This is a genomic window from Acinetobacter sp. S4397-1 (genome assembly GCF_024129285.1).
Classification (GTDB): Bacteria; Pseudomonadota; Gammaproteobacteria; order Pseudomonadales; family Moraxellaceae; genus Acinetobacter; species Acinetobacter lwoffii_C.
In genome coordinates, this window is sequence record NZ_JAMXXZ010000006.1 from 78,833 (window position 1) to 103,916 (window position 25,084).

The window sequence follows — 25,084 nt, forward strand, 5'->3', positions numbered from 1 at the left end:
GCTGGAGCTTGAATAAAAAATGGGAGTCATAAAGCTCCCATTTTTTTTAACCCTGAATCAGCTGGGTTAGTTCATCAATATAACTTTGCATCGGGCGTGGATTTTGATCACGGCGACTTTCAATATTTAAACGCAATAACGGTTCAGTATTGGATGCCCGGACATTAAAACGCCAGGTACCAAAATTTAGGCTGACTCCGTCGGTTTGATCAATTTCAGGTTTTTGCTCAGCATAATGCTCAAAGATTTTTTGGATCGTGGCCTGAGTATCTTCGACTTTAAAGTTAATTTCTCCGCTACACGGGAATTTGGCGATCATCTCTTCCACCAGCGAAGAAAGAGATTTTCCGGTTTCCGAGACAACGCTGATGGCGAGCAACCAGGGAATCATGCCACTATCACAGTAGGCAAAATCACGGAAATAGTGATGGGCACTCATCTCACCGCCATAGACTGCATTGTGTTCGCGCATCACATCCTTAATGAAAGCATGGCCTGATTTAGACTGGATCGCAGTTCCTTGATACTGGTCGACCACATCAAAGGTATTCCAGACCAGACGGGGGTCATGCACAATTTTTTCACCCGCCTGTTTGAGCAAAAAGGCCTGTGCCAGTAAACCGACAATATAATAGCCTTCAATAAACTGGCCTTTTTCATCAAAGAGGAAGCAACGGTCAAAATCCCCATCCCAGGCAATCCCCATATCTGCCGCATGGGCTATGACTGCATCACGGGTACTGGCACGATTTTCCACCAGAATCGGATTGGGAATACCATTGGGAAAGTTGCCATCGGCTTCATGATGAATCTTGATAAATTCAACAGGAATATTGAGCGCTTTAAACTTGATTTCAAGGGCATCAATCACATGGCCTGCAGCCCCATTACCGGCATTGACCACCAGCTTCATTGGACGGAGACTGGCCGGATCAATATAAGTCATCAGGTGATCGATAAATTCAGGCAGAATATTGTATGTCTGAACCGTGCCCTTGGTCGCAGTTTCAATAAACTGGTTGCTCTCGGCCAGCGCTTGAATGTCTTTTAGGCCGGTATCTGCACTGATTGGACGAGCATTTTCACGCACCAGTTTCATGCCGTTATAGTCCATCGGATTATGACTGGCGGTGATTTCAATCCCACCCTGTACATCCAGATGGAACGCGCCAAAGTAGACTTCTTCCGTGCCGGTCATCCCCAGATCCAGCACATTGACCCCTGCATCATTTAAGCCACGGATGGTCGCCTGTTTTAAGTCTTCGCTGCTTAAGCGGATATCGCAACCTACCACCACTGTCTCAGGCTGATAAATCTGTCCATAGGCACGGCCAATTTTATAGGCGATTTCGGTATTCAGTTCAGTCCCTAATTTGCCGCGAATATCATAGGCTTTGAAACAGGTCAGTTTAGTCATTTCTATATTCTCCATGGAAAGAAAAAGGCCAGTTTCTTGTACGAGAATAATAAATTTTCATACTGGGCCATCTTGGTCGCATTGATATTTATAGTTCCATAATAAGAGAAGAAAAAATAAAGTTTCATACTCAGACAAGAAATCAATAGTTAAATTCTTCGAAGAGCGTTCATTCTATCTCTATTTTTTCTGGAAGTTCACCATGCTGAGCTAATTTTAAAGAATAAGAAGTGAGATTGCCTTGATTGATCACCGAATCAATACTCATCCAAGTCATACAATAGCTTGAGTTGATCCGTATAAACCTTAAGAAAAAGAGCCTTCTTAAGGCTCTCACTGACTGACTAGCTTCCCATTTTTTTCAAAAAGTTCAAAGCCTGCTGTGTATTTCCTTCAGTCAGGGGGGAATGCTTGGGATTAAAATAGCGCATACCTGCTTTCAATAACATCTGGGCTTTCGGTACTCGGTCTTGACGTGCAGCCCGTAAATAATCGCGGATTTTAAATGGTTGAGGAAATTCAGTATCTTTCTCCATAATTTGATAAATACCCAGGATGGCGAGTATCGAAAAAAGTGGAAATATAAAAACGGCTGAAGCTGTTCGCAATGTAATGCTATTGCTCATAGATCTAAACATGGCATCAGCAACTTCGCGGTGTTCAACTTCCTCTGCACCATGCCACTGTAATAACCTAAACAGTTCAATTTCTATCGCAGATTTTTCAAGGGTTTCCGCATTTAATACCCAGTGACCCAACACACCCGTTATATGTTCAGCGGCTGCAACCATCCCTAAACGGGTTTTTAACCAGTGTTTTTTTAATTTTTCATTTTTAAGTTTGATCCCCAAGGGATTGGAACCGATCATGTCATCAAAAATCCAGTCGAGCAGTTTCAGATAATCCTGTAAATGCTGTTCAACGATGTGTAATTGGCGATTGACCAAGGTATGACCGTAGCTATGGCTGGCTTCTTGTTTGATAAAGGCAATGGCTGCTTGTTTGAGTTTTTCATCTTGAATATAAGGCAAAGCCTCACGAAAAGTCTGACAGAACCAACGCTCAGGTGCAGGTGTGATGGGATGAATCACATTCAATATATTGGATGCAATCGGGTCATCCTTGATCCAGTGTAAAGAGCTTTTGGAAAAATCAAAAGCTGGACGTCTGGGGGTAATGCTATGCGTTTCGCTAATCAGACTTTTCATGGTGAAGTCCTTTTATTATTTTTGCGTAAGGATATTCAGTCCCATTTGAGGACCAAAGCGTAGGAATGTTGGAATCAAACCCTTACTGCCTTTGGGGTTTAAACCCTGGCTGATCCGCTTAAATTGCATCGCATGCCAAGCCAGCTGTAAATAAGCATCGACAGGTTTATAACCAATAGAGGGTACACTGGTTTGAGCTTGTACCGATTTACCTGCCAGCACCTGTTTTGCCAAATCCGGTTGCATTGCAAAAGGGCGTGCCATACCGATCAAATCAACGGTATTTTCGGCAATCAGCTGCTGCATAGTACTGTTTTGACGGATTCCACCCGTAAGCATCAAGGCAAGCTGACTTTGCTGCCTTAATGCTTTTGCATAATCAATAAAATAAGCATCTTTTTGTGCCTGACGGTCCGCTGCATAACCCAATTGTGCCGGTGATTCATAATTCCCACCTGAAATTTCGAGAAGATCAATGCCTTCTGCTTCCAGAGCTAACGCAATTTCTAAAGATTCCTGTTGGCTTAATCCACCTTTTTGAAAATCTGCTGAATTCAGTTTGACGCTTAAAATCCTGTCAGCGCCAATTTCCTTACGAACGGCTCGTACAGTTTCAATCAGGATACGACGACGATTTTCAGCAGTCCCGCCCCATTGATCGGTCCGTTTATTTGCCAAGGGGGATAAAAATTGCGAAATCAGATAACCATGCGCTGCATGGACTTGCACACCGTCAAAGCCCGCTTGTATCGCCAATTTTGCAGTTTTAGCAAAGCGTTGAATCTGCTCCAAAATCTCAGCTTCGGTCATGGCTTTTGGAATACGGATAATATTCATTGCAGGCAGGTCTAAACCTACAGCTGATGGTGCAACAGGACGTTTCAGCAAAGGTAACACCGCAACACGCCCCGGATGGTTAATCTGCATGATGATTTTGCCACCATTGGCATGTACTGCTTTTACCCATAAACGATACGACTGTAAGTGTTGATCATTTTCAAGAATGACATTACGTGGCTCAACCAGACCTCGATGGTCAATCATGACATTGCCGGTGACCAACAGACCTGTACCGCCTCTTGCCCATACTGCATAAAGTTGCTGTAAATCGGTAGTCGGTACCCCAAAACGATCAGCCAATTGCTCACTCATGCCTGCTTTTGCAATACGGTTTGGAATACTGATCCCACATGCCAGTTTTAATGGTTGGGCCAGAACATTAACTTCTACATTTTCTTTTGCATGCTGATTCATAAAATTCACCTGTTTATAGTCGTTTTTTTCAAAGAATACGTGGGTTAAATTGTCGTAGTAAAAACAGCGGTGTTCTTAAGCGTGGCAGCTGGATTGGTGGAATGAAACCACCCGATAAGTCCACCCGGTGCAAGCGTGCCTCAACCACATTTCCCAATCCCATATCATGCAATGGATCATTCTCATTGCCATTGAATTGAAGCTGCATTTTGACTTGGCGGACTTCAATAGGATGTTCGATGGGAGTAAAACGGATTTCTTTGGGAATGCCTAAGCCTAAACCGCCTGAAATATTGCGATGTGGTAAACCTAAAATGGGCGGGGCATGAGCTAATATAGCGCCCAACTCCGCCTTCATTTCAATTAAAGTAGAGCCTCGGCGTGTCGCTTTGGTGACAATATGTGTACCCGTATTGTGCCAGTCGATTTCACCGATTTTTTTCGGATAGCCTAACAGTTCACGGCCAATAATCATCGCTCTGTCATCGTCCAAAATCATCCACGGACAGAAAATGCCGTATTTTTTACCGACCTTGATATGCACAAATAAACCGGCCTCGTGATAGGCGCCTGTATACACATTGTCAGGAAAATAAGCGCAGAATAAATCGGCACGATAGGGTTTTGCCAAAGTCATGCCAGAGGGTAACCATTTCGCCATTTTCTTCGGATCGACTTCAACCACTGCAGTCAGATATTGGGCATTGTGGTAAATTTTCTTGCCTAAACGGGCCAATGCCAAAGGCGTTTTTATATCCTGAATAAACTGCTTCATGATTTTAATCTCGAAAAAACGTGTTTGAGAATCGGCAATAAGATCACGCGGGGGGTATAACGCCCGCCAACAGTTTGGACTTGAGCCAGTAAGCCCGGAATCACAATCCGTTTATTACAGCGCATGCCCTCAATGGCCTGTTTTGCCACGCGATCAGCACTGACCCACACCAGTTGACCACCAACCCCCTCAATTTTGCTGATGCCTGCTGTTTCGGTAAATTCTGTACGGGTCGGTCCCGGGGCAAGTAAAGTACAACTGACACCGGTGCCTTTTAGTTCACTATGTAATGATTCAGCAAATGAGTTTGCAAAGGCTTTGGTTGCTGCATAAGTTGCGTTGGCCGGTGTGGGTTGATGTCCAGAGGTTGATCCCACAATTAAAATTGCGCCTGATTTACGTGCAATCATTTGGGGGAGTACAGCGATGGTTAAATCATGGACGGTGACGGCATTGACTTCTACTTCTTCTGCTTCACGTTCAGGATCGAGTTCCTGTAAGGCACCAAAGGTCGCAAAGCCTGCGTTATTGCATAAAACTGAAACCTGAATGGTAGTTAAAAACGCCTTCAATTTACTTCTTGCCTGACGATCAGCCAGGTCACATGGATATAAATCGACTTCGACGGCGTGTTTTGTTTCAGGCTGTGGGCCAGTTGTTCAAGCTTGTCAACGCGACGAGCCACCAGAAGCAATGAATAGCCCATTTTTGAAAATTGTTTGGCCAGCTCCTCACCAATCCCTGATGAAGCACCGGTAATCACCACTCTAAAATCTGAATTTGCTTTTGGCAGTGCCATAAGAATATCTCTTCAAAATAATAGATAGAGTATTCATCGAACAGAACTTGAGCGTGAGATGGACTTGAGCCATACTACTGATCAATTTGGGACAAAAAAAATTAAAAGCAAAAAGATGAAAGATCCTTTTCTTCTAAATAGTGCCAGTATTCCAGTTTCCTATGCTGTTATTTTGCTTGAAATCATGGCGAAGAAAGGGATAGACAGTACCGACCTGCTCAGAAAAAGTAGAATTCCACACCAAGCTTTACTACAGGATAGAATTACCCCGAGACAATGGTCACGATTGGTTTGGGAAAGCCTGCAACTCACTGATCATGATGGGCTGGGTTATGAATATGGGGTAGCACTTCGGTTGACAGCTCATGGTCCTATGGGATTTGCCCTAATGAGTTGTGCGAATTTAAAACAGGCCATTGAACTGGTTTTACAGTTTTTTACGATGCGTTTGCGACATTATCAAATTACTTTTCATGAGAACTCAAATCAGTCTTCTTTAGAAATTAAAGAATTACATCCCATCATGGCGAGTCAAGCGGAGCAGATTTTTATATTAAGACGTTTTTTTTATGAATGCATAATGATCGGGGCTGTACAGGCTGCTAAGTTTCTAACACATGAGGATTATTCAAAAGTAGGTATAGACTTTGACTGGTCTGAACCCAACTATCACGCTAAATACCGGCAGATGCTCCCCACTATTCAATTTAATCAGCCGAATAATATGATTCATTTTGAAACGGAAATGTTATATATACCAATCTACATGGCCGATCCAATTGCCTATCAGCAAGCATTGCAACAATGTAAAATCGAGCAGCAATATTTCGTCCTGAAAATCAGTGACATAACTTTACAAGTAAAGTCTAAACTCATTTTAACGCCAAGAAAAGGTTATCCAAGTTTAGAGGAAATTGCAGAAAGTATGGCGGTTTCAAGTCGTACACTTAAACGAAACTTACACAATGTAGGGACAACCTATTCCAGTCTTTTGGATGAAATTAGATTACATGATGCAAAAGACTTACTGACGAAAAGTGATATGAGTATTCAGCAAATTGCCGAATATTTAGGTTATGAACAACCCACCAATTTTACACGTGCTTTTAAAAAATGGGTGGGGATTTCACCTTCGGAGTTTAGAGAAACTAAGCATTCTTTGATATCTATATGACTGGTACATTTGAAAGCTAGGCAAAAGCGAGCCGAGCCATTTAATCAGACATTGCTTCATTCTATCTTTTCTATTGCACGTAGGGCATTGAGAGTATTTGAATATGTGCCTTGGACTACAAGTTTAGGTGTTATTGAATTATGTGTATCCACTAAAAAATCGCTGGTCATGATTTGATCGTGCTTCTCAAATCTAGGGTGAGGGATTCCAATCGACTCAGCAGTATGATCATGAGCCTAAGTAGGATCGAAAGTTTTGACAGTCTCATAAGCGCGCAGCGAATAGCGCTAGGTTCACAGCAATCTAATTTAAAACCTTATTAAAACAAGTGAAAGCTGTGAACTTCGCGGAAATCGTTGTGCTACTTCACTCAGGTTAAATCCTTCACCTGATGGCTTTAGAAGATCATTCTCAGGCCTGCGCCATACCACCAGCCTTGTTCCGAGTCTGTACTCTCCTGACAGGCTGTTTTGTCATCTCCCTTAGCGTACTGATAGGCAATATCTACATAGGGCATGACTTTTTTATTGATTTCATACCGGGTCTCCAGCCCAAGAACTGCGTGACTTAGGCCAGTCTTTTTGGCATTACGTGCCTGATCCTGCAGCACCACATCCAGTTCGGCATAAGGTTGTATAATCAGCTTCTGGCTGAGTAGCAGATCACGCGTTGTTTCCAGGCTGAGACCGACAAAATCATCTTCGCCAATATACAGATATGCCTCAGTTTCAAAAAAATAGGGTGCCAAGCCATGCAAGCCAAAGACAGCATCCAGACGTTCTACCTGCTGGCCTGTAGAAGGAGCAGCCAGATTTTCCTGACGATAGCGTAAGCCGGCCTGAGCATCCCAGAAGTCTGAAATATTGCGACTATATAAAGTCTTGATATCATATTCGGCCTGTGCAGACTCGGCTTTGTCTGCATGGAGCTTGAGTACCAACTTGTTTTCATCAGTCCCGATCCGCAGTTCGTTGTCTGATTTTAATGCGCCATCCCCATCTGAGTTAAGTTGCCATTTCTGGTCCAGTACCAGCCGGCTATAAATCTGCCCACCGTGTTCTTGACGGTGATCATGTGTGCTATCCGAAGCGTTGATCGCCGGCTGCCTTTCAGGTTGCTGCGGTAAGGTGACCAGAGGAGCATGAGCTGTCTGCCCGTGATGATGAGGTTCATTGGCTGCCATGGTGGCGAAACTGGCCAAGCTAAGGGCAGTGCTTAACATAGATCTTAACAAGAGGTTAGTGATGTGCATGGTTCTCTCCTTGCTCGGCTGCCAGTTTAACTGTGGACTTCGGGGAAGCAGTGGGCGCTGATGCTATAGTGTCATCGACCTGCGCCACAATCAGCTTGTTCATCATCCCGGCACTCATGTGATAGAGCAGATGGCAATGAATTGCCCATTCTCCCAGTTCGTCAGCAGTTAATAAGGTGGTCACCGTTTTTCCTGGCGGTACGACTACCGTATGTTTGTTGGGCATCATCGAGGAAGACTGGCCATTTTCCAGCTGCATAAACATGCCATGTAAATGCATGGGATGTGCCATCATGCTGTCATTGATAAACTTCAGGCGGATCCGTTCACCAAACTTGACCTGCAGTGGTTCAGCCTCATTGAACTTTTTACCATTAATGGTCCAGATATAGCGCTCCATGGTTCCACCCAGACGAATGACCAGTTCACGCTCTGCGGGGCGGGTATCCGCTTGGGGGGTCAGGGATTTTAAGTCACTATATTGCAAGGCTTTATGCCCAACAGGTGTGGAGGCATTGGCCCAGCCATAGACCGGTTGTGATTCTGGGGCAGAAGCCGGAGCATCATGATGTTGGCTGTGTTGGCTGTGTTGATCAGCGTTAGCTACAGTATGTTGCATAGACGAGTGTTCACTGCCTTGCATGTTGCTGTGTTCCTGGCCATGCCCCATATCTTCCATCGTGAGTAAAGCGCGTGGGCGTGAGGCTGGCAGATGCATCGCTGTATTGGCTGGAAATGCAGCATTATGCAGGCTACCAATCGCAAAACCAGAACGGTCAATAGATTCGGCCTCAATCTGGTAATGGGCAGCTGTAGGCTCGACCACCACATCATAAGTCTCTGCCGTGCCGATACGGAATTCATCGACTTCTACTGGCTGTACCGGTTGGCCATCTGCACTGATCACAGTCATTTTCAGATGCGGAATACGCACATCAAAGAAAGACATGGCGGAGGCATTGATAAAACGTAGCCGGACTTTTTCATGCGGTTGGAATTGTCCCGTCCAGTTTTGTTGCGGGGTTTTTCCATTGACCAAAAATGTATAACCCGTGACATCTGAAAGATCGGTTTTTAGCATGCGCATCTGGTTCCACATTTTGCGGTCCGACCAGGTTGCTTTAAGGCCATCACGTTTGACCTGTTTCCAGACATCGCTCAGGGTTTCACGCTGGTTTTGATAATACTCGGCCGATTTTTTCAGGTTATTCTGAATTTGCTGGCTGCCCTGTTCATGAAAGTCTGACAGCATGACTACATATTCGCGTTCGTTTTTTTCATGTGCAGGAAGCGCTGTTTGGGCTTGGGGATAAATCACCAGAGCACCATATAAGCCGTCCTGTTCCTGACCTTTGGAATGGGCGTGATACCAGTAAGTACCATGCTGGCGAACCTTAAAGCGATAGGTAAATTCCTGCTTGGGCTTGATGCCCTGAAAACCGTTAAATCCAGGCACACCATCCATCAGGCCAGGCAAAAGCAGCCCATGCCAGTGAATCGAGCTATCCTGATGTTTCAGGTTATTTTTGACATGAATCACCGCGTCATCGCCTTCTTCAAACTCAAGCAGTGGCGCAGGGAACTGGCCATTGACACTAATCCGCTGCACGGTTTTACCCGTGAGATTGACCGGACTTTCATCAATCACCAGATGATATTCTTTCACGGCTGCAAATATGGCAGACGGCGACATCAGCGAGATGCCCAGACACAGGTATTGGGAAAATTTAATCAACATAACTTTATCCTTCATTTAATAAAAAATTTAAAAAATCAGGATCAAGCTTTGGGTGGACGTAAAATTTCCTGCCAGTAACCGGCGAGATGCTGGGCGCTATAAATGGGGAGGGCGGTTTTTTCTGCGAACTGGATATTAAAGCTGTGCAGTTCAGGCGGATGCATATTTAAGCCCGTGATCAGGCTTTGACAGGCACTATAGCCACAATCCAGACAGTCCTGGTGCGTGGCGATTCCAGAGTCACAGTGGCTCGAGGCAAAGGCCTGCGATTCATGAGCTGAATCCAGAAACTCATGATTGGCTGCTATTGGCATCGTATGGGTGGTGGTTTCAGCAGGCAAGATCAGGTGCATGGTTTTGGTGGATGCTACAGACACACCGCTCCAGCCGATGGCAAATACCATCAGCAGCATCAACCAGAGCTGTTTTACAAACCGTGTGCCGAACATTGACCTTATCTTGCTGCATACTGAAGCCATAAAAGCATAAGCATAGTTCTGCAAATTAGCAAATCTGGAATTGCATGATTTTTGTGAGCATTGGCAGGGGAGAGAGATTTTAGGTTTTTCTCTTAAGCCATTGAGCCGGTTTCCTCACACTTTTTGCAGTCTAAGAGCAGCCCCAGTTTTTCCTGACGGCCCTGCTCGGTTATTACCCAGGGACGGTTTTGCCAGGGGGGATTGTGGCGTACATGCTGCCCATGCCCACATGCCAGTTCTGCCACCCAGTGATGATCTTCATCCAGGTGAAAGCCGATAATTGCCTGCTGCATTGCTACTTTCCTTTTATCCCAAGAACTCTTTGTATTTATACAAAACAAGTCATGCAAAATCACCATAAACAAAAGAATTCACACAGGCTATACTGCTCGCCAAGTCATTTTTAAAAAGAGCATAGACACATGCGCGTACTTGTTGTGATGGACCCCATCGAAAATGTAAACCTGAAAAAAGATTCCACCATGGCGATGCTATGGGCTGCGGCACGCCGTGGGCATGAATTAGGGTATGCATTACAGCAAGATTTATATATCGATCAGGGAAAAGCCTTTGGCCTGATCGCGCCATTACAGGTGTTTGAAGACTATGGGCACTATTATGAGCTGGGCGAAAAACAAAAAGAATCGCTGGCCAGCTATGACGTGGTGTTAATGCGTAAAGACCCGCCATTCGATATGAACTTTGTTTATACCACCTATATTCTGGAGCAGGCAGAACGTGAAGGGGCGTGGATTATCAACAAGCCCCAAAGCTTACGTGACTGTAATGAAAAGCTGTTTGCGACCCAGTTCCCGGAACTGCAGGTTCCTACTTTGGTGACTTCACAGCAAAGTTTGATCCGTGATTTCCTGAAGCAGCATGTGGATGTGATTGTAAAACCGCTAGACGGGATGGGGGGCACCGGAATTTTCCGTCTTTATCAGGATGGGATTAATATTGGTTCAACCATTGAAATACTGACCAATAATGGCACCCAGCCGATTATGGCACAGCGCTATATTCCGGAAATTGTCGATGGTGATAAGCGTATTCTAATGATTGATGGTGAACCGGTGCCGTATTGTCTGGCCCGGATTCCACAAAATGGCGAAGTGCGCGGTAATCTGGCTGCAGGCGGCCGTGGAGAAGCCCGCCCACTTACGGACAATGATAAGGCCATTGCAGCGAAAGTTGGTCCATTTTTACGTGAAAAAGGACTGGTTTTTGTTGGACTGGATGTAATTGGCAATTATGTCACAGAAATTAATGTCACCAGTCCCACCTGTATTCGTGAGATTGATGACCAGTTTGGCACGTCGATTGCGGACGATCTGTTTGCCGTACTTGAAGCCGGTCGGGCCAGTCAGGTTTAAATGCGAATCTAGGAACTTAAAAAGAGCCTGAAATCAGGCTCTTTTTTTATGGGGCAGAGCGCTTAACTCACCCCCACTAACCGCAGCGTTGTTAATATGCCTAGCAGGGCAAGACTGGCTGTAATTATGGGCCCTGTTAAAATTTAGTGTGTCCGGTGGGCGGATGCGTTTTAAAATAGCGGGTGCGTATACAGCAAGGCTAAGAAATCCGATCCCTTCAATAAGGCAGAAAAATTATAAAGCTGCGGTTGGTTGAATCCAGCCTCCTGTCATACTGTTCCGCCTAAATGATCAAAGCCAGCATTAGACCGCGTTTGAAGCGCAATTTCTCTGCAAATGTCTCACTCCCAGAGCAAATAGCCATCGCCCTGTGCCAGAGCCAGCGAGGAACCGGCCTGAGTAAAGCTCCCGCCTAAATCCTGTTGAGGGATGGGAATGACTGCAAAAAGTTTGCCTACATATACGGCCGCCAAATAGCCGGCCAAAATAATCCATACATCACGAATTGATAGTGTTGACATCGCTAATGCGTTAATCCATTTAGGGTCTGTTGGCAATTCATTTATGCTCGTTCTCTATTGGGCGGTGCACCAAGCGATGCTTTGTTTTTGTTCTTGTAACCAAAACTCTCTCAGATTTCGCTATGAAACTTGCCCCTGGTCTCTTCATTTTAGGCCTATCTGCTCAGGTTTAGCTTATTGCGTAATCTATGTATGAACTGCGAACAAACCCTAAGCAATCGAGGAGTGAGTTGAGAAAAACTGATGACGTATGAAGAACATGAAGTATGAACGAAATTTATATTTTTTTAAGCCTTAGCGCAGCAAGCCACTAGGACGGCAGAGAGGATCAACTGTCCAGAGAAAACCTTGCAGAACCAAGTCATCGTCTCTTTATACCTATAACTCTCTTCGTCAGAAAACAGTTTAAAATGATCATGATACTTCACTGAAGTCTATGGAAAAGTGCAGACCTGATAATAAAACTAGTTTAAACTTTCAATTCGCATGAAAAAAACAATTAAAGGCGTGTTGAAATAAAGTAAATATCCTTTCAAGGCCTGACGATTGTGATTACAATTGATTGCTTAAAATCAGATTTCCTGTTCCATTTTTAGTATTGAAGAATTAGACCGTGACTGACGCTCAACAAAAACAGCCTAAACATGTCATGATGATGGCCGCAGGTACGGGTGGACATGTGTTTCCAGCGTTAGCCGTTGCAAAAGATTTACAACAACAAGGCATTCAAGTGTCTTGGTTGGCGACCCCGGCAGGCATGGAAAACCGTCTATTAAAAAATCATCACATTCCTATTTATCAAATTGATATTCAAGGGGTACGTGGTAACGGTTTTGTTCGTAAAGCCCTGGCACCTTTTAAAATTTTAAAAGCTACTTTAAGTGCCATGCAGCATATGAAGCGTCTGAAAGTCGATGCAGTCGCTGGCTTTGGCGGCTATGTGGCCGGACCGGGGGGGCTGGCGGCACGTCTTCTGGGGATTCCGGTACTCATTCATGAACAGAATGCGGTCGCTGGCTTTACCAATACTCAATTATCGCGTGTGGCGAAAACTGTATGCCAGGCCTTTCCCGAGACTTTCCCGGCACAACTCAAAGTGGTGACCACAGGCAATCCGGTACGCAAGGAAATTACCGAAATTTTAAATCCGTCCTGGCGTTATCAGGAGCGGGAAAAAGCCGGTCAGCCGCTACGGATTCTGATTGTTGGCGGCTCTTTGGGGGCACAGGCCTTAAATGAGCGGGTACCCGAGGCCCTGAAACAGTTGCAGATGCCTCTAAACATCTATCATCAGTGTGGCCAGAATCAGGCCGAGGCGACCCGGGCACGTTATGCCGATGCACCGGCTCATCTGCAGGTTGACGTCCAGCCTTTTATTGAAGATATGGCCCAGGCCTATAGTGATGCCGACCTGATTATCTGCCGTGCGGGGGCCTTAACGGTGACGGAAATTGCAACTGCCGGTGTGGCGGCAATTTTTGTGCCATTACCAAGTGCCGTTGATGACCATCAAACTGCAAATGCAAAATTCCTGGCCAATCTGAACGCAGCTAAAATCTGTCCACAGGCCAGTATGACGCCAGAAAGTTTAACAACCTTATTAGAGTCGATGCTGAACCGTCAGTTATTGATGGAGATGGCGGTCAAAGCACGTTGTCAGGCTCAACCCGATGCGACCCAACAAGTGGTCCGTTTCATTCAAGAATTGTAATCCGAGTAAATTATGTCTCCAACCACGCCAGCTGAACAAGCAAAGAAATTAATTAAAGTGCCGGAAATGCGCCGTATCAAACACATACATTTTGTGGGGATTGGCGGTGCAGGCATGTGCGGGATCGCGGAAGTACTCAAAAACCAGGGTTATAAAGTCTCCGGTTCAGATATTAAAGCGTCTAAAACCACCGCTCAGCTGGAAGAAAATGGCATCAAGGTCTATATCGGCCATACAGCGGACAATATCAAGGGTGCCAATGTCATCGTGGTGTCTACAGCGATTGACCAGGAAAACCCGGAAATTAAGGCGGCGATTGAGAATCGTATTCCGGTAGTGCGCCGTGCAGAAATGCTCGGTGAACTGATGCGTTACCGTCATGGGATTGCAGTCGCAGGTACCCATGGCAAAACCACCACCACCAGTCTGATTACCTGCATGCTGGCTGAAGAAAACATGGACCCGACCTATGTGATTGGCGGTCTGCTGAACCGTACGGGGGTCAATGCTGCTTTGGGTGCGAGCCGTTATATCGTGGCAGAAGCAGATGAGTCAGATGCTTCTTTCCTGCACCTGGAACCGATGGCAGCCGTTGTGACCAATATTGATGCCGACCATATGGATACGTATGGGGGCAGTTTCGATGTGCTCAAAGATACCTTTATTCAGTTCCTGCACAAGCTGCCATTTTATGGTCTGGCCGTGGTGTGTGGCGATGATGCCAATATCCGGGAAATCATGCCGCGTATTGCGCGTCCGGTGCTGACCTATGGTTTTAATGAAGATAACGACATTCGTGCAGTCAATGTCAATCAGGACGGGATGCGTACACATTTTACCGTGCTGCGTAAAGACCGTGAACCTTTAGACGTTACCGTCAATCAGCCCGGTCTGCATAATGTCTTGAATGCCTTGGCCGCGATTGGCATTGCAACGGACGAGGGGGTCTCTGATGCCGCAATTTGCCGTGCTTTGGAAGGGTTTAGTGGAGTCGGTCGTCGCTTCCAGGTGCAAGGTGCATTTGAGATCGACGGTGGTGATGTCCAGCTGGTCGATGACTATGGTCACCATCCCAAAGAAGTGGAAGCCACCATTAAAGCTGCACGTCAAAGCCACCCGGACCGCCGTCTGGTCATGATGTTCCAGCCGCACCGTTTTAGCCGTACCCGTGACTGCTTTGATGACTTTGTCGATGTATTGTCGCAGGTCGATCAGCTGTTATTACTGGATGTCTATCCTGCCGGAGAAAAGCCGATTGTGGGGGCTGACAGTCGTGCCCTGGCGCGCAGTATCCGTTTACGCGGTGAAGTTGAACCAATTTTAATCGATACGGTTGAGGGGAATCTGAGTCAGGTGATGAACAAGGTCTTGCAAGCAAATGACTTGTTATTAACCCAAGGCGCAGGTAATGTGGGAGCCATCTCGCTCGAACTTGCCCAGAATCATTTATATGTAAAATAATCCGTCTGATGTGGCGAGATTGAATAGATCAGATTGAAAAAAGTTTAAGGATATAAACGTGTCAAATGCTTCAAAATTTGGAAAAGTAGCCGTATTGCTGGGTGGTAAATCTGCAGAGCGTGAGGTTTCTCTAGATAGTGGTACAGCTGTATTTGAGGCACTTGTGCGTTCAGGTGTTAATGCTGAGCGCTTTGATCCGCAGGAACGTAGCATCACAGAGCTGGTCAATTATGATCGTGCTTTTATTGTGCTGCATGGCCGCGGTGGTGAAGATGGTCAGATTCAGGGTGCGCTGGAATGGCTAAATGTGCCTTATACCGGCACAGGGGTGCAGGGTTCTGCCATCGGTATGGACAAGGTCAAGACCAAGCAGGTCTGGCAGGGTTCGGAGCTGCCGACAGCACCTTATCGTATTGTGAGCAAAGACTCGGATCCTGAAGAAATTGTGGCGGCTTTGGGTCTGCCGCTGATTATCAAGCCGGTGCATGAAGGTTCCAGTATCGGCATGAGTAAGGTCGAAAAAATTGAAGACTTTAGCGAAGCTATTGTGAAAGCGACTGAGCACGATGCAGTGGTCATGGCAGAAAAGTGGATTATGGGACGTGAATTTACCATTGTTTTACTCAATGGACAGTCTCTGCCAGTCATTCGCCTGCAGCCTCCTAAGGATGTGGCTTTTTACGACTATGAAACCAAATATAACCGCAATGATGTGGAATATGGCATTCCGTGCGGCTTGACAGAAGCAGAAGAGCAGAACTTGCAGGTGCTGGCACTTCGTGCTTTTCAGGCAGTGGGTGCAAGCGGCTGGGGACGTATTGATGCGATGCAGGATGAACAAGGCAATTTCTGGTTGCTAGAGGTGAATACTGTCCCGGGCATGACCAGCCATTCTCTGGTGCCTAAAGCAGCAGCAGCAGTCGGCTACAGTTTTGATGAGCTCTGTGTCGCGATTCTGGAACAGACTTTAACCGGTACGGCATACTAGACTATGGCTCAACTTCCTGCATCCATGCGCCGTAAACGTGCTGCGATTACGTCAATTCACGATAAGCCACCAACGCCCAAAGAAAAGCTGACCAACTTCGGAGGCTGGGTATTCTTGTTGGTGGCATTGGTGGTCTTGGCTTGCGGGATTTTCGGGCTGTATAATGTAATGACCCATGCCGAAACTGCTGAACTGAAGGTGGCCGGCACCCGTTCAGCGGCTGAGGAACGCCAGGTCATGCAGCATATTGCACCCTTGATGACCGAAAACTACTTTAGTTCAGATCTGGAGAAAATCCGTGATCAGGCCTTGGAACTATCTTGGGTCGATCGGGTGGTGGTCTCACGTGCCTGGCCGGATGCCATTCGGGTACGGGTCATGCCGCATCATGCGATTGCGCGCTGGGGTACCGGACGTCTGCTGAGTGACAGTGGTATCATTTTCTCGGAAGTCACGCCAAAGAATTATTCTGAGTTACCGTTGCTGCATGGGCCCTCTACACATGCCAATACCATGATGCGCCGTTATAATGAAATTAATCAGTTATTCTTACCCCAGGGTATTCGTCTAAAAGAACTCTATTTAACCGAACGAATGACCTGGTTTATGCAATTTGATTCCGGCTTGCGCGTCATTGTTGACAAAGACCAGACCATGAGTAAGCTGCAACGTTTGAGCCAGTTGGCTCAGAGTGACTTAAAGCCGGTGTGGTCCAGAATTTCTGCCATCGACCTGCGCTATCGTAATGGATTGGCTATTCAGTGGAAAAATTCGTCACCCCCTAAAATTGTAAATGGTGACTTTATTGTAACCATTAATGACACGGGCGTTGAGAATTAGCTCACACTAAAGCCATAATGATCGGCTTTAAAAATTAGAGGCCTTAAAGCCATAAATCTAACAAACACGTAATGGTAGTAGTTAATAATGAATGAAGCTGTTCCCTCGGTTGTGGCGATTGACATTGGGACACACAAAGTTTCAGTTTTGATTGGTAAGGTACATGCGCCAGACAATATCCAAGTTATTGGTATGGCGACCGCTCGTAACCGAGGCATGAATAAAGGGAAAATTGTTAGTCTCGATAAAGTCATTACCGCCATTAAAAACGCCGTACAAGAAGCAGAAGATATGGCCGAATGTCGTGTCCACTCTGCCTGGGTCTCAATTCCGAGTGCGGAATTAAAAAGTTTTTATGCATCAGGCCGTACGAATATCGATAATAGCGAACACTCGATTACCACCAGCGAAGTAGTGCGGGCGCTAGAACTGGCCAAAGCCAGTCATGTCACCTCAGACTATTATCTGGTCAGTGCGGTGCCGCTCGGCTTTGAGCTAGATGATTCCCCGGAATGGGTACTGAATCCGATCCGTATGTCTGCACACAAAATGGTCGGACATTACCATTTAATGATGTTGCCAATCAGTACTATGCAGAATATTGATCGCGCGTTAAAAGGGGCCAATATTGGTGTAGAAAAAATGGTGATTTCATCTTTGGCGACAGCTGAAGCCAGTCTGCTTAAGGATGAAAGAGAATATGGCGTATGCTTGGTAGATATTGGCGCAGGAACCACCAATATCGCCGTCTATCTGGATGGGCGTCTGGCTTTAACGCATACCTTCCAGCGTGGCGGAGAACATGTTACCCGTGACATTGCTGCCGTATTGCAAACTACCACGGAAGAAGCCGAACGCCTTAAATTGTTATATGGCTGCGTGGATCTGAAAGTGGTGAAGCCGGAACATATGATCCAGTTCCAGGGGATTGATGGCCCGCAGACCATTAGTCGGATTGAACTGGCAGAAATTATTATTGCACGTTATGAAGAAATTATAGGCATGGTTCGCGAGGAACTGGTGAATAGCGGTGCATTACAAGGCCTGTATCATGGTGTGGTACTAACCGGAGATGCCAGTCATATTGAAGGCATGGTGAGTTTCGTCCGCCGCAGTATGGGCGTCTCAGCGCATCTGGGTAATCCGCCAGTCCAGGTTTATGCCGATGAGCAGCATCAGGCTGCACTACGCCGTTCGCAATATGCCTCGGCAGCGGGTTTGCTGATGTTTAGCCAGAGCGATACGCAAGATACCATCGTTGAACCGGACGAAGCAGAACAATTATCACTGGCACGGCGTGTCAAAAGAGCTTGGTTTGGTTTTAACGATACTTTGAAGTCTATTTTTTAAGTCGACTTTTTTTGTGAATATTGTTGAGAAGTTGTAGCTAATCGGGCAGATACTTGACAAGTTTAAGCTTGAGCAGCATTCTTAAAAACAATTTTATTAAGATTAAGGCAGTGTACGGGCTTAGTGACTGCCAATTATGAATTAGGAATTTTATAGGTCATGGCCTCATTTGAATTTTTTGAAGACGATCATAGTGATAGCAATGGTCAAGCCCGTTTCACTGTATTTGGTGTAGGTGGCGCGGGTGGTAATGCTGTTCAGCACATGTTGCAGTCAGATATCCAAGGCGTAAAGTTTGTTTGTGCAAATACAGATAAGCAAGCGCTTGACCGCATGGAAGCCGAATTCAAGATTCAGCTGGGTGAGCAAAGTACCCGAGGTCTTGGTGCTGGTGCAAATCCGCAAGTCGGCCAGACAGCAGCAGAAGAAAGCCGTGAACTGATCCGTCAGCAGCTTGAAGGTACCGATATGGTATTTGTCACAGCCGGGATGGGCGGTGGTACAGGTACGGGTGCAGCACCGGTGGTGGCTGAGATTGCCAAAGAAATGGGTATCCTGACGGTAGGTGTGGTGACCACGCCCTTTAACTTTGAAGGTAAACGCCGTCTGCAATCTGCCGAAAAGGGTATTGAAGCGCTAGAGCAGCATGTAGACTCCCTGATCATTATTCCCAACCAGCGTCTATTGAAAGTCTTCCGTGATATTTCAATGAAAGATGCATATAAAAAAGCCGATGATGTCCTGCTCAATGCAGTACGCAGTATTTTTGATTTAGTGGTACGTCCAGGTCATATTAACCTTGACTTTGCCGACTTGAAAACCGCTATGAGCACCCGTGGTTATGCCATGATGGGTGTCGGTCTGGGCCGTGGCGAAAACCGTGCACGTCAGGCAGCAGAGCAGGCGATCCGCAGCCCATTGCTTGACAACGTGACGATCATGAATGCTAAAGGCATCCTGATTAACGTGACTGGTGGGGATGATGTAACCTTCGGTGAAATTGAGGAAATCACAGATGTAGTGAACCAGATCGTTGATCTGGACGAAGGTCAGGTATTCTATGGTACGGTCTTTGATCCGGATGCGCGTGATGAAATTAGTGTGACTGTGATAGCAACGGGTTTAACACGTAACTCTGCTGACTCGGTAGAACCGGTAAAACGTAGCACGGCACAGGCTACACGCCCAAATGCTGCGCCACAGGCTGTAGTTGAAGATGATGATGTTCCTGCGATTCAGCGCCAGCATCAAGAAGGAGCGGCAGTGGTGAATACTTCTTCAGTTTCCAGTCCACGTCCTACCCCAATGAGTATTCAGGATTATCTTAAAAATCAACAGCGTAAGTAACATGTAACATTATGTGTTTACGATGTTTGCACATAAAAGGTGGCTTTTAGGCCACCTTTTGTTTTTTATCAATGGCCAAATATGCTAACGTATAGCGGTTTTGTTGATGAACAGATGAAAGAAGCATGTTGAAACAGCGTACCCTGCAACGTATCGTGAAAGCGAGCGGAATCGGTCTTCATAGTGGGCAGAAAGTCATAATTAACTTTGTGCCGCACCATGCCGATGGGGGAATTGTGTTTCGTCGTATTGACCTGAATCCGCCGGTCGACATTCCTGCTGATGCTTTATTAATCCAAGAAGCCTTTATGTGTTCTAACCTGGTGCAGGAAAATGCCAAGGTGGGCACAATTGAACATGTGATGAGTGCCATTGCGGGGCTGGGAATTGATAACTTGATTATTGAAGTTTCAGCTTTCGAAGTGCCAATTATGGACGGAAGTGCAGGACCTTTTATTTATCTGCTCATGCAGGGCGGTCTGCAAGAACTGGATGCGCCAAAGAAGTTCATCAAGATTATCAAGCCAGTAGAAGCTTTGCTGGATGATAAATGGGCAGTTTTTAGTCCACACGAAGGTTTTCAGCTGAATTTCACCATTGATTTTGATCATCCTGCCTTTAAAAAAGAGCATCAGTCTGCCAGTATCGATTTCTCCACAGAAACCTTTGTCTATGAAGTTAGTGAAGCGCGTACTTTCGGCTTTATGAAAGATCTGGACTATTTGAAAGCCAATAATCTGGCACTTGGTGCCAGCCTGGAAAATGCCATTGGTGTAGATGATACCGGGGTGGTTAATGAAGAAGGCTTGCGTTTCTCGGATGAGTTCGTGCGTCACAAGATTCTGGATGCAGTGGGAGACTTATACTTGCTGGGGCATCAGATTATTGCCAAATTCGATGCTTATAAATCTGGCCATGCCTTAAATAATCAGCTTTTACGCAATGTAAAAAGCGATCCAGGTTGCTATGAAATTGTAACATTTGATGACGCAACTCAATGTCCAATCCCCTATGTCCAGGTCACATAAGTCGTTGTCTTTATGTTAGTGTGTAAAAAAATAATAATGCTATTGTGATGGCGGTCACATGAATTTCAGCGACAAAATTATTACATTTAATTGCGATGTTACTTTTTATTGCTTGCCAAACGTAACAAAGCTTGGCTAAGCTTAGGGTCGCTTATAAAGTCGGCAGCATTACGAAGTAATTCTTGTGTTTCCGGATTTAAAGTTTTTTTAGATTTCTCTAGTACCGGCTCCGCTTGCACAGGACTTCGCAGGCAGACCTGAATTTTAGTTAAATCTTTTAATTCATTTATTTGAGAGAGTTGTGAAACATACTGTTTTTGAAGATAAGCCAGTTGACTGATCATGGCTTGGTTCTCTCCAGTAATTGTTAACACACCATTTTGATAGCAAGCAACTTGCCATTGTTCCGGTTGAGGCAATAAGGGTTGTATGAGTTTCGTAAGTTTCTGCCATGCAGTTACTTGGGTTGAGAGAAACGTAAAGTTTCCTGTTTTGATCTGTTTTCTTGTTTTTTGAAAGACGTTGACGGGTTCTGACATATACATAATTCCTACATGTTTATGGCTTAATCTTATGCGCTTCTTAAAGTGGATATCAAGGAAGAGAGCTTCAAGAAACTCGATTAAGCAGTTTAGAGAGGTTTTTTATGCATACGCGACGTATTTTGTTGGCATTTTCTTTAGCGGCATCGGCTGCTTCGGTAGCATTCGCAGACTTGGTGGACTTAAGTCAGGAAAATAGCTCAACAGATCGTATCGAGCAATTGACGCGTACTCTTGCACAGGGCACTTATACTCATCCAGATGACATTGATGTTCCTGCTCAGACCAAATTAAATATTCAGCTGCGTGAAAAGCCTGTCGAGCTGAATAATCAAACCATTGCACAAAAATATGGTCGCTCTTCGGCTCCATCCAGAGCAGCTTCTGTCAGCAATCCGTATTCCTGGTTAATTGCCCATCCCCTTCCAAATGCACGTGTAAGCTCAAACTATGGCGGTCGTACCATGGGAGGGCGTGCTGAAAATCACTCAGGTTTAGATTTGGCAGCGCCAAGCGGTACACCCATTTATGCCACAGGTCCGGGTATTGTGACCAAATCAGGCTGGGGTACAGGCTATGGTCAATATGTGGAAATTAATCATGGCAATGGTTACCTCACTCGTTATGCACACGCATCGCGTCTGATTGCACGCGTGGGAGATCGCGTAACAGCAGGTGAACATATTGCAAACGTTGGCTGTACAGGTCGCTGTACGGGTCCGCATTTACACTATGAAGTGGTTAAAGACGGTCAGCGTAAAAATCCATCTACTTATTTGGCAATGTTACCCTAAGTCTTTGACTCGCTTGTTTTAGCTTAATCTAACTTACAGTTCGTTCTGCCTCCAAAAAGCGGTTAGCTCTCAAAGTTCTTCAATATAAATTGAATTGAGAAACTTTAGGCTCATCGCTTTTATGTTTTATATTATCATCTGAAATGATACGTGCAGTATATTAAATGCACGTTATTGACCATTTTTTGTTGTATTGTGTAATAAAACGTCAATAGGTATTTAGCTGCTAAATAGTAGCTCTAGGGCGCATTCAGCTAGGGCCATACCTGCCCAAGTCTAAATTATGATACATATAAGTAATTAGGTTAGGCTTTTAGGAACGGTAGAATTATGGCGTTTTATGGCGATACAGACGCGCAAGAAACCCAAGAATGGCAAGAGGCTTTTGATTCGGTTTTACAACATGTAGGCACCGAGCGCGCAGCATTTTTATTAGAAAAACTTTATCAGCGTGCAATTGCAAAGCATGTTCCTATCCAGCGCTTGAATACTCCTTATTTAAATACGATTTCGGTGGAAGAACAACCTGCCATGCCGGGCGATGCGGACATGGAGCGTCGTATTCGGGCCCTGATTCGCTGGAATGCGCTGGCGATGGTTTTACGTGCCAACAAGAGTGGTGATGACCTGGGTGGCCACTTGGCCAGTTTTGCTTCCTCAGCAACTTTGTATGATGTGGGCTTTAACCATTTTTTCCGTGCCAGCAGTGACCACTTTGGCGGCGACATGATTTATTACCAAGGCCACTGTGCGCCTGGTATTTATGCGCGTTCTTTCCTGGAAGGCCGGTTGACTGAAGAGCATCTGAATAACTTCCGCCGCGAAGTGGGCGGTATTGGTTTACCGAGTTATCCTCATCCGTATTTGATGCCAGATTACTGGCAGTTCCCGACCGTCTCGATGGGGCTGGGGCCAATCATGTCCATTTATCAGGCACATATTCAGAAATACCTGATGAACCGGGGGCTGATTAAAGAAGAAGACCGTAAAGTGTGGGCTTATCTAGGCGATGGTGAAATGGATGAGCCGGAAAGCTTAGGCGCAATTTCTCTGGCTGGTCGTGAAAAACTGGACAACCTGATCTGGGTGGTGAACTGTAACCTGCAACGCCTAGATGGTCCGGTGCGAGGGAATGGCAAGATTATTCAGGAGCTTGAGTCGCTATTCCGCGGTGCAGGCTGGCGTGTAATTAAAGTCGTGTGGGGCCGTCACTGGGATCCATTACTAGCGAAAGATAAATCTGGTGCACTGAAAGCCGTGATGGAAGAAGCGGTGGATGGCGATTTCCAGCGCTACCAGGTAAAAGGTGGTGCTTATGCACGCGAAAAGTTCTTTGGTAAATATCCAGAAGCCAAAGAGCTGGTGAAAGATTTAAGCGATGAAGATATTGATAATCTGAACCGTGGCGGTCACGATCCGTACAAAGTTTTTGCCGCTTATGCTGAAGCATGTACTGCCAAAGGTCAGCCGACCGTGATCCTGGCGAAAACCGTAAAAGGTTATGGTTTGTCAGAGGAAATCGAAGCGGTTAATAAAACACATCAAATCAAGAAGATGCAAATCAATTCTTTGAAATATGTGCGTGACCGTTTCAATCTTCCTTTCACTGATGAACAGCTGGAAGAAGTGCCATTCTATCGTCCAAGTGAAAACTCTCCTGAAATCAAATATATGAAGGCTCGTCGTGAAGCGCTGGGTGGTTATCTGCCTGCACGTCGCAAGGATAGTGAACAACTGGCGATCCCTGAGCTTTCCGTATTTGATTCGGTGCTGGCGGGTTCAAATGGCAAAGAACAGTCCACTACGATGGTCATGGTGCGTTTAATCTCTGCACTTCTGAAAGAAAAAGCAATTAAAGACCGCGTGGTACCAATTGTACCGGATGAAGCACGTACTTTTGGTCTGGAGGGTATGTTCCGTAAGTTGGGTATTTATGCGGCACATGGTCAGAAATATACTCCGGAAGATCAAGAACAGCTGATGCATTATCGTGAAGCCAAAGACGGTCATATGTTGCAAGAAGGGATTAACGAAGCCGGTGCCATGAGTGCCTGGGCAGCTTTGGGCACCAGTTATTCAACCAATAACCTGCCAATGATTCCGATGTACATGTACTACTCGATGTTTGGTTTCCAGCGTATCGGTGATATTGCCTGGGCGGCAGGCGATGCACAGGCACAAGGGTTCTTGCTGGGTGCTACCGCAGGCCGTACCACACTGAACGGTGAAGGGTTGCAGCATCAGGATGGTCATTCACACATTCTGGCCAGTACCATTCCAAACTGTGTTGCTTATGACCCATGTTTCGGTTATGAACTGGCTGTGATCGTGCATGACGGTTTGAAGCGTATGTATGTGAATCAGGAGCGTGTGTTCTATTATCTGACCGTGATGAATGAGAACTACGAGCATCCTGAAATGCCGCAAGGTGTGGAAGAAGGAATCAAGCGCGGTATGTACCTGCTTGAGGAAGACGAGAAAGCCAGTGTACAGCTGCTGGGTTCTGGGGTCATTCTGCGTGAAGTGATCAAGGCAGCGAAGATTCTGCGTGAGGAATACCAGATTCATTCTAATGTCTATAGCGTGACCAGCTTTAATGAGCTTGCCCGTGATGGCATGGCCTGTGAAGAATACAATCGCCTGCATCCACTGGCAGAAGAGACCAAAGAGCCATGGATCTCCAAACAGTTGCGTGGTACAGACGGTATCGTCATTTCAGCAACCGACCACATGCGCGCATATAGCGAACAGATCCGGGCTTATCTTCCAGATAACCGTCCATTTGTTGCTTTGGGTACCGACGGTTATGGTCGTTCCGATACGCGAGCCAATCTGCGTAGTTATTTCGGTGTCGATGCGGCTCATATTGTGGTCGCAACCTTGAAAAAACTGGCTGATGAAGGCGAAGTTGATGCACGTTTAGTGAAAGATGCGATTTCTAGCTTTGAACTTGATACCGACCGTCCGGTCGCTTGGGCACCACAGATCACGCCTGAGTTACATCCTGTGGCTGATTATAAAGAGGAGAACTAA

The 25,084-nt window shown here is 45.8% G+C and carries 21 protein-coding genes and 1 pseudogene; 11 read left to right on the forward strand and 11 right to left on the reverse strand.

Annotated features, from left to right (window positions below; translation table 11 throughout):
* Positions 1-46: 46 nt before the first annotated feature.
* The 5 genes and pseudogenes from NI467_RS05330 to NI467_RS05350 all read right to left on the reverse strand — a co-directional run bounded on the left by NI467_RS05330 (position 47) and on the right by NI467_RS05350 (position 5,453).
* The gene (locus NI467_RS05330; RefSeq protein ID WP_253151466.1) at positions 47-1,417 is read right to left on the reverse strand and encodes a phosphomannomutase CpsG; all 1,371 of its coding nucleotides are present in this window, start codon (positions 1,415-1,417) and stop codon (positions 47-49) included.
* A 344-nt stretch (positions 1,418-1,761) separates the two neighbouring features.
* The gene (locus NI467_RS05335; RefSeq protein WP_253151475.1) at positions 1,762-2,625 is read right to left on the reverse strand and encodes a metal-dependent hydrolase; all 864 of its coding nucleotides are present in this window, start codon (positions 2,623-2,625) and stop codon (positions 1,762-1,764) included.
* A gap of 15 nt (positions 2,626-2,640) precedes the next feature.
* A complete protein-coding gene (locus NI467_RS05340) occupies positions 2,641-3,879 on the reverse strand; it encodes an NADH:flavin oxidoreductase/NADH oxidase family protein (RefSeq protein ID WP_253151477.1) in 1,239 nt (412 codons plus the stop codon).
* Positions 3,880-3,907: 28 nt separating this feature from the next.
* Positions 3,908-4,654, reverse strand: coding sequence for an acetoacetate decarboxylase family protein (locus NI467_RS05345; RefSeq protein WP_253151479.1), 747 nt, complete (start codon positions 4,652-4,654; stop codon positions 3,908-3,910).
* A pseudogene (locus NI467_RS05350) lies at positions 4,651-5,453 on the reverse strand (SDR family NAD(P)-dependent oxidoreductase). Before NI467_RS05350 ends, NI467_RS05345 begins: the two are co-directional and overlap by 4 nt.
* Before the next feature lie 115 nt (positions 5,454-5,568).
* On the opposite strand from NI467_RS05350, the gene NI467_RS05355 reads away from it, so the two are divergent.
* Complete coding sequence (locus tag NI467_RS05355; RefSeq protein WP_253151529.1) at positions 5,569-6,627, forward strand: AraC family transcriptional regulator; 1,059 nt, start codon at positions 5,569-5,571, stop codon at positions 6,625-6,627.
* Between the two features lie 397 nt (positions 6,628-7,024).
* On the opposite strand, the gene NI467_RS05365 is transcribed toward NI467_RS05355, so the two are convergent.
* The 4 genes from NI467_RS05365 to NI467_RS05380 all read right to left on the reverse strand — a co-directional run bounded on the left by NI467_RS05365 (position 7,025) and on the right by NI467_RS05380 (position 10,389).
* Positions 7,025-7,879: a copper resistance protein B gene (locus NI467_RS05365; protein ID WP_253151484.1), complete on the reverse strand. Its 855-nt coding sequence runs from the start codon at positions 7,877-7,879 to the stop codon at positions 7,025-7,027.
* Positions 7,866-9,617: a multicopper oxidase domain-containing protein gene (locus NI467_RS05370; protein WP_253151487.1), complete on the reverse strand. Its 1,752-nt coding sequence runs from the start codon at positions 9,615-9,617 to the stop codon at positions 7,866-7,868. The genes NI467_RS05365 and NI467_RS05370 overlap by 14 nt, the downstream gene beginning before the upstream one ends.
* Positions 9,618-9,658: 41 nt before the next feature.
* Entirely contained in the window at positions 9,659-10,066 is a 408-nt protein-coding gene (locus tag NI467_RS05375) for a hypothetical protein (protein WP_253151490.1), read from the reverse strand.
* A gap of 122 nt (positions 10,067-10,188) precedes the next feature.
* Positions 10,189-10,389: a DUF3565 domain-containing protein gene (locus NI467_RS05380; protein ID WP_253151492.1), complete on the reverse strand. Its 201-nt coding sequence runs from the start codon at positions 10,387-10,389 to the stop codon at positions 10,189-10,191.
* Positions 10,390-10,518: 129 nt separating this feature from the next.
* Between NI467_RS05380 and gshB the strand changes: the two genes are divergently transcribed.
* Positions 10,519-11,469 (forward strand): glutathione synthase, encoded by a 951-nt coding sequence (gene gshB, locus NI467_RS05385; RefSeq protein ID WP_253151494.1) that lies wholly within the window; start codon positions 10,519-10,521, stop codon positions 11,467-11,469.
* 341 nt (positions 11,470-11,810) lie between these two features.
* Here gshB and NI467_RS05390 read toward each other — a convergent pair whose 3' ends face one another.
* Positions 11,811-11,990 carry a hypothetical protein gene (locus tag NI467_RS05390; RefSeq protein WP_253151496.1) on the reverse strand — a complete coding sequence of 60 codons (180 nt, stop codon included), beginning with the start codon at positions 11,988-11,990 and terminating at the stop codon, positions 11,811-11,813.
* 613 nt (positions 11,991-12,603) lie between these two features.
* Between NI467_RS05390 and murG the strand changes: the two genes are divergently transcribed.
* The 7 genes from murG (at position 12,604) to lpxC (ending at position 20,715) form a co-directional block, all read left to right on the forward strand.
* The gene (murG, locus tag NI467_RS05395; RefSeq protein ID WP_253151498.1) at positions 12,604-13,701 is read left to right on the forward strand and encodes an undecaprenyldiphospho-muramoylpentapeptide beta-N-acetylglucosaminyltransferase; all 1,098 of its coding nucleotides are present in this window, start codon (positions 12,604-12,606) and stop codon (positions 13,699-13,701) included.
* A 12-nt stretch (positions 13,702-13,713) separates the two neighbouring features.
* Complete coding sequence (gene murC / locus NI467_RS05400; RefSeq protein WP_151206907.1) at positions 13,714-15,162, forward strand: UDP-N-acetylmuramate--L-alanine ligase; 1,449 nt, start codon at positions 13,714-13,716, stop codon at positions 15,160-15,162.
* Positions 15,163-15,220: 58 nt separating this feature from the next.
* Complete coding sequence (locus tag NI467_RS05405; RefSeq protein ID WP_253151500.1) at positions 15,221-16,150, forward strand: D-alanine--D-alanine ligase; 930 nt, start codon at positions 15,221-15,223, stop codon at positions 16,148-16,150.
* A gap of 3 nt (positions 16,151-16,153) precedes the next feature.
* The gene (locus NI467_RS05410; RefSeq protein ID WP_151206905.1) at positions 16,154-16,990 is read left to right on the forward strand and encodes a cell division protein FtsQ/DivIB; all 837 of its coding nucleotides are present in this window, start codon (positions 16,154-16,156) and stop codon (positions 16,988-16,990) included.
* A gap of 87 nt (positions 16,991-17,077) precedes the next feature.
* The gene (ftsA, locus tag NI467_RS05415; RefSeq protein ID WP_151205300.1) at positions 17,078-18,340 is read left to right on the forward strand and encodes a cell division protein FtsA; all 1,263 of its coding nucleotides are present in this window, start codon (positions 17,078-17,080) and stop codon (positions 18,338-18,340) included.
* Positions 18,341-18,499: 159 nt separating this feature from the next.
* Positions 18,500-19,687, forward strand: coding sequence for a cell division protein FtsZ (gene ftsZ / locus NI467_RS05420; protein WP_151205301.1), 1,188 nt, complete (start codon positions 18,500-18,502; stop codon positions 19,685-19,687).
* A gap of 125 nt (positions 19,688-19,812) precedes the next feature.
* On the forward strand, positions 19,813-20,715 hold the full coding sequence (gene lpxC, locus NI467_RS05425) for a UDP-3-O-acyl-N-acetylglucosamine deacetylase (protein ID WP_253151502.1): 903 nt from the start codon (positions 19,813-19,815) through the stop codon (positions 20,713-20,715).
* Between the two features lie 98 nt (positions 20,716-20,813).
* On the opposite strand, the gene NI467_RS05430 is transcribed toward lpxC, so the two are convergent.
* Entirely contained in the window at positions 20,814-21,254 is a 441-nt protein-coding gene (locus tag NI467_RS05430) for a DciA family protein (RefSeq protein WP_151206903.1), read from the reverse strand.
* A 107-nt stretch (positions 21,255-21,361) separates the two neighbouring features.
* Between NI467_RS05430 and NI467_RS05435 the strand changes: the two genes are divergently transcribed.
* Positions 21,362-22,051: a M23 family metallopeptidase gene (locus NI467_RS05435; protein WP_151206902.1), complete on the forward strand. Its 690-nt coding sequence runs from the start codon at positions 21,362-21,364 to the stop codon at positions 22,049-22,051.
* Positions 22,052-22,381: 330 nt separating this feature from the next.
* The gene (aceE, locus tag NI467_RS05440; protein WP_253151504.1) at positions 22,382-25,084 is read left to right on the forward strand and encodes a pyruvate dehydrogenase (acetyl-transferring), homodimeric type; all 2,703 of its coding nucleotides are present in this window, start codon (positions 22,382-22,384) and stop codon (positions 25,082-25,084) included.

Bases quoted from the DNA above. Each gene is read 5' to 3' on its own strand.
- NI467_RS05430 (WP_151206903.1), bottom strand. From the start codon at position 21,254: ATGTCAGAACCCGTCAACGTCTTTCAAAAAACAAGAAAACAGATCAAA.
- NI467_RS05330 (WP_253151466.1), bottom strand. From the start codon at position 1,417: ATGACTAAACTGACCTGTTTCAAAGCCTATGATATTCGCGGCAAATTA.
- NI467_RS05435 (WP_151206902.1), top strand. From the start codon at position 21,362: ATGCATACGCGACGTATTTTGTTGGCATTTTCTTTAGCGGCATCGGCT.
- NI467_RS05370 (WP_253151487.1), bottom strand. From the start codon at position 9,617: ATGTTGATTAAATTTTCCCAATACCTGTGTCTGGGCATCTCGCTGATG.
- NI467_RS05340 (WP_253151477.1), bottom strand. From the start codon at position 3,879: ATGAATCAGCATGCAAAAGAAAATGTAGAAGTTAATGTTCTGGCCCAA.
- NI467_RS05365 (WP_253151484.1), bottom strand. From the start codon at position 7,879: ATGCACATCACTAACCTCTTGTTAAGATCTATGTTAAGCACTGCCCTT.
- murC (WP_151206907.1), top strand. From the start codon at position 13,714: ATGTCTCCAACCACGCCAGCTGAACAAGCAAAGAAATTAATTAAAGTG.
- NI467_RS05355 (WP_253151529.1), top strand. From the start codon at position 5,569: ATGAAAGATCCTTTTCTTCTAAATAGTGCCAGTATTCCAGTTTCCTAT.
- lpxC (WP_253151502.1), top strand. From the start codon at position 19,813: ATGTTGAAACAGCGTACCCTGCAACGTATCGTGAAAGCGAGCGGAATC.
- NI467_RS05390 (WP_253151496.1), bottom strand. From the start codon at position 11,990: ATGTCAACACTATCAATTCGTGATGTATGGATTATTTTGGCCGGCTAT.
- NI467_RS05345 (WP_253151479.1), bottom strand. From the start codon at position 4,654: ATGAAGCAGTTTATTCAGGATATAAAAACGCCTTTGGCATTGGCCCGT.
- NI467_RS05375 (WP_253151490.1), bottom strand. From the start codon at position 10,066: ATGTTCGGCACACGGTTTGTAAAACAGCTCTGGTTGATGCTGCTGATG.
- NI467_RS05380 (WP_253151492.1), bottom strand. From the start codon at position 10,389: ATGCAGCAGGCAATTATCGGCTTTCACCTGGATGAAGATCATCACTGG.
- ftsA (WP_151205300.1), top strand. From the start codon at position 17,078: ATGAATGAAGCTGTTCCCTCGGTTGTGGCGATTGACATTGGGACACAC.
- ftsZ (WP_151205301.1), top strand. From the start codon at position 18,500: ATGGCCTCATTTGAATTTTTTGAAGACGATCATAGTGATAGCAATGGT.
- NI467_RS05335 (WP_253151475.1), bottom strand. From the start codon at position 2,625: ATGAAAAGTCTGATTAGCGAAACGCATAGCATTACCCCCAGACGTCCA.
- aceE (WP_253151504.1), top strand. From the start codon at position 22,382: ATGGCGTTTTATGGCGATACAGACGCGCAAGAAACCCAAGAATGGCAA.
- NI467_RS05410 (WP_151206905.1), top strand. From the start codon at position 16,154: ATGGCTCAACTTCCTGCATCCATGCGCCGTAAACGTGCTGCGATTACG.
- gshB (WP_253151494.1), top strand. From the start codon at position 10,519: ATGCGCGTACTTGTTGTGATGGACCCCATCGAAAATGTAAACCTGAAA.